This is a genomic window from Nostoc cf. edaphicum LEGE 07299 (genome assembly GCF_015207245.1).
GTDB classification, from domain to species: Bacteria; Cyanobacteriota; Cyanobacteriia; order Cyanobacteriales; family Nostocaceae; genus Nostoc; species Nostoc edaphicum_B.
The window spans coordinates 1-4,790 of record NZ_JADEXF010000399.1; the positions used below are offsets into that span (position 1 = coordinate 1).

Sequence of the window (4,790 nt, forward strand, 5' to 3'; positions counted from 1 at the left end):
CAGAATAGAAGAGTCATAGTGCTGTAGTAAATCTTCTGGAGCGTTGTAGATTGCGATCGCAACATTACTTAAAACCAGTGTGCCATCAATATCTAAAATCACTCCTTCTAATGCCATGAAAAACCTCGGCTGAAGTTTTGTTTTATCGTTGATAATGGCATGGCAAATCAGTTTACTTCATCATCCCATGAGAAAAGAAGGGAGTTAGAGAAGAGATGGCGATCGTCTGAGATAATTCTAGAAGATGCGTAGACGCATACTCCTACGGAGAAGCAAGCTACGCAAAGCGTCTCCAAGAGTTGCGGTTTGTCGCCAGACATCGCCTCAAAGCTTCACTAGACCAAGGCTGATTTGAATTGCTCGATCTACCTGTGCAATCGTTTCTGGGTGCAGAATTCCCAAACGTTTAATCAGCCTTTGCTTGTCAATTGAGCGAATCTGATTGAGAAGTGCAACCGAATCATCCTCTAAACCGCCTTCTGGTACTCTAATCAGAACTTCAGTGGGATACAAAGGTTCTGCAAACTTTGAGGTAATGGCAGCTACAACTGTGATTGGACTATGTTCGTTAGAAACATCATTTTGCAAGATTAAAGCTGGGCGTGTCTTTTTTATTTCTGCACCAATAGTTGGATCGAAATTGACTAAGTATACTTCACCACGTTTGGGGTAATTTACTTTTCGTTTCTGTGGCACAATTCTTCTTCCAAGTCAAACCACTCTTCTACTAAACCTAAATCACGGTCTGCGCGCTGGATGGCTCCCTCTTTTAACTGTTCTCTAAGATTGACTAAGGTTTTCTGAGCAATATAATATTGCACAGCTTCATTGATGAATCTACTGCGATCGCCTTTTTCAATGACTCGATCAATGAGTTCAATTGTCTCATCTGGCAAGGTGATGTTAATCCGGCGATGCATAGTTTTTCGTTCTGTTTTGCACGGCAATTTTATTGTACACATCTTATGTCCCCTTAAGGTTTTAAGCAAAGTGCCATCAGCGCTCCAAAGTTTAACTGTGTTGTCGTCACTAGCAGAAGCAATTGTTTTACCATCAGGACTGAAACTCACGCTATTTACCCAACCACTATGCCCTCTCAAAGTTTTAAGTAAAGAACCATCACGACTCCAAATTTTTAAAGTCTTGTCAGCACTAGCAGAAACGAGAGTCTTGCCATCAGGGCTAAAGCCCACATCATATACCCAACCACTGTGCCCTTGTAGGGTTTGGAGCAAAACACCATTAGTGTTCCAGAGTTTCACTGTCTTGTCTAAACTGGCAGTAGCAATTGTCTGACCATCAGGGCTAAAATTTAGATTAGTAATAGTGCTATGCAGTTCTATATTTCTAAGGAATCTGCCATTACTGCTCCAGAGTTTCACAGTGTTGTCGCGGCCGCCTGAAGCAATTAGCTGACCATTAGGACTGAAACTCAAACCCCAAACAGCATCGGTATGACCGACTAAATGATTTCGTTCTCTTATTCCATCAATTGCTTGCTGTAAGGTGGTAAGAACTAGAATTTTGGCATTATCACCTGCCCAAGTTGACTGTTTCAGTCGTCTCCCTGCCCTTAAGCCTTCTGTTAGCGCTTCAATTTCTTGATTCGAGGTGAAATGAGCTTTTGAGGATGCATTAAGCGCGAGAATTTGACCTATTTCTACCTGTCTTCTTTGCTCTTCTGCTCTTATCCCAAATGCTATAGCTAAGACTGCGAGTAATGCTAGCGCAACTCCTACTATATAAGAGTCTCTCAGTCGGCGTTTTAGAAAACGATTTAGCTCCTCTTCAGTCAGCTTTTGTTGTTGACGTATCTGTGCAAGTTCTGCTAACAAGTCACTTCCCTGCTGTTGGCGAATGAACGACACGAGATAATCATGCACCAATTGATAACGGTCAACAGGAGATTCTGGTAATAGCAATACTAACCTTGATGCCACAAAAATCTCTAACACCAAATCTAATTTATCAACTTCTGCTGTTAAATCTGCTGCTAACTCAGCACGAGTCTTGAGGGGACGAGTACCATTTTCATCTGTAAGTAAATATAAGACCAGTCGAGCAACCTGTTCATTCTCCGCGCCACAATCTTGGATGACTTCTTCTAAAAATCGCTCAACCAGTTTTTCTTTAGTGCCAAATTGACGATACTTTTCTAAAGTTGTAATTTTCTCAGTTTGCAACTGTGTCCCCACAATTTGTAACTCAATCGGACGTACCTCCCCCAACTCTCCTGCTAAATCCCGCACTAATTCATCAATTAATGCAGGCTCTAAGTAAAAGTGAGAACGTTCTGTTAAACTCTGCACAACTGCCTTAGCATCGTCTGGCGAAAAGTTACCCAAGTAATAGCGAATATTTTTATCGAGAATATTATTATTAATTGCACCCAAACTAAACAGACGTTCTAACTCTAATAAATAATGTAAATAATCTTCCCGCAAAGACAGAGTTACCTTAACAAAAGGAATATCTAGACAAACTCGCAAAAACTCATAAAATGCTCGTCGTTGACCTTGGTCTGGATAAACAAAGAAAAACTCTTCAAACTGGTCAAACATTAAAACCGTCAACAAATTCCGGTCAGCATTTCTCCGTAATTGTTCTAAAATAGCTGCTGAAGAATCAAGATTAGCAAATAATTGATTACCTCTGACTTCCTCAAAAGCCTTAGCCAAACTCTGCCCCAAGATTCCCACCCAATCTGTATAAACTCGTAACAAAATAGGTAAAGCATCTCGCTCACCAATTGCTTGCTGTTGCAACGCTGGGATTAATCCACCCTGCAAAATCGAGCTTTTCCCCACTCCTGACTGACCATGAATTACAGTCAGTTTATGCTCAGTCCCGCCAATTCTTTCTCGCAGCCGTTTAACATCTTGTCCCCGACCAGAAGCGGCAATTTCTTGAGCAATGGTTTCAGAATTTTCCACTTGCAACTGTGCAGAATTAATTGCCTGTCGCTGCGGGTTGAGATAAGATGCGCCAACAAAAGCGCGGAAACCATACTGTTGTTCTATTTGTAGTTGTTCTTGCTTAATCTTAAAAGCTTTCAGATATTCACCTTGTTCAAAGTAGAGTAAGCGTAACCTTTCTAATATAGATATATATAATTGTGGGTTATACTGATGATTACTTTCAGCTTTAGCAACTTTTAAACTATTAATTGCTGCTTCAACTTGACCTAAACCCTGTTGAGATTTAGCTAAAATAAACCGATACCAACTAAATTCATTTGATTGTAAATTAGGTATCTCAGCTAATATTTGTAATGCTTGCCCTGCGAGTTGGTTAGCTTCTTCCCAGCGTAACTGTTCTAAAGCTACTTCTGCCAAAAAACCATAATCTTTAGCCAACTGCAACGGCGTGCCATAATTTTGATGTAGCGGCAGAGATTTTTCCACAAGGCTTTGCAACTCTGACCATGCTTGTAAACGTCGCAGCACTTCACCCAGTTTAGTAATATATTTTGCAACTAAATCTGAACGTTGTGCTTGTTCAAAAATCTCAATAGCTTGCTGAAGGTAATTTTTAGACTCCTGCCAATAGCGTTGATTTTCTGTCTGATTTTTTTCCGATTGGCGATTATAAGCTGAAGCAATATTAACGAGTAATATACCTTGCTGCTCTAAATAATTATTTTGTCGCCAAAACCCTAAGCTTTGTTGATAATGTCCTAAAGCAGAATCTATCTCATCATGTAAATAATCATTTAAACCAAGCAAAAACTCTAAACTTGCTTGAAGTGCTGCTTCTAATACTTCTCCTCGATTTTGCAAATCTTGACGAGCGGTTTCTAGTTCCCGGCACATTTGGGGATTGGGTGTGATATTACCGACAAAGATTTCATCACTTTTTTGCTGAAGGAAGTTGATTAACTCATCGGTAGGGTTTTCAAACTCAATAATAGTTGCCCAATTTTCTAAATCAGTTGCTAATCGAATAAATTTTTGCAGAACTGAATCATTAACCCACAACAATATCGGAAACGGGAAGTTTTTTCTAAACTCCTCCCGTACTTGATTAGCTGAAGTTAGAACTGTATCAATATCTTTAACCGACTCCAAACCAAAAATCATTAATGCAGGTGGCTGTTCATCTCCCAGTTGTTCGCGTATATTTGTGTAAAGCGTTTTGACTGATGAAGGTAAAGTAATTTCGCGAATGGGTACAGGAGATAATTGGCGCAGGCGTTCTACCATACGCTGACGTAAATCAGCATAGTTACAGCGCAGTAAAATCAGCGAAAATGTTTCCTGAGAAAGGGTAATTGTTCGCACCAGAGTTTGCAATGAATGCTCATTGTCAAAGGCTAAATTTTCTGGCTCTTGCTGATTACTCATAACATACAGCAGTTTTCTTTTGCATGAAGTACAAAGCTACGGGTTTTGAGGCAGGGGGCAGAAAGGATGACGGACGATTTCTGCTAGTTGTAAAAGCTGTAGTTGTGAAGATGACAACTGACACGGCTCCCGCACTTGTTGAAACGGCTCCCGCACTTGTTGAAACGGCTCCCGCACTTGTTGAGCTAGCTCCCGCACTTGCTGATCTAGCTCCCGCACTTGCTGATCTAGCTCCCGCACTTGCTGATCTAGCTCCCGCACTTGTTGAGCTAGCTCCCGCACTTGTTGAGCTAGCTCCCGCACTTGTTGAGCTAGCTCCCGCACTTGTTGAGCTAGCTCCCGCACTTGCTGATCTAGCTCCCGCACTTGACTTATCGCGGTATCTGGAAAACCTCACTTCTATTTCTCTCTTCCTTTAAGGCTACGGTGTACACACAAGTCTGAAAT

Annotated in this window: 3 protein-coding genes; all 3 read right to left on the reverse strand. The window is 41.1% G+C overall.

Annotated elements, in window-relative coordinates:
• Window positions 1-324 precede the first annotated feature (324 nt).
• The 3 genes from IQ229_RS13435 to IQ229_RS13445 are packed head-to-tail and all read right to left on the reverse strand — an operon-like array spanning window position 325 to window position 4,709.
• Window positions 325-696, reverse strand: a complete 372-nt coding sequence (locus tag IQ229_RS13435) for a type II toxin-antitoxin system PemK/MazF family toxin (RefSeq protein WP_194044414.1) — start codon at window positions 694-696, stop codon at window positions 325-327.
• On the reverse strand, window positions 675-4,343 hold the full coding sequence (locus tag IQ229_RS13440; protein ID WP_194044416.1) for an nSTAND1 domain-containing NTPase: 3,669 nt from the start codon (window positions 4,341-4,343) through the stop codon (window positions 675-677). The genes IQ229_RS13435 and IQ229_RS13440 overlap by 22 nt, the downstream gene beginning before the upstream one ends.
• Before the next feature lie 36 nt (window positions 4,344-4,379).
• Window positions 4,380-4,709 carry a coiled-coil domain-containing protein gene (locus tag IQ229_RS13445; protein WP_194044418.1) on the reverse strand — a complete coding sequence of 110 codons (330 nt, stop codon included), beginning with the start codon at window positions 4,707-4,709 and terminating at the stop codon, window positions 4,380-4,382.
• Between the last annotated feature and the right edge of the window lie 81 nt (window positions 4,710-4,790).

Coding starts and splice junctions, on each gene's coding strand:
- IQ229_RS13440 (WP_194044416.1), bottom strand. CDS start 4,343: ATGAGTAATCAGCAAGAGCCAGAAAATTTAGCCTTTGACAATGAGCAT.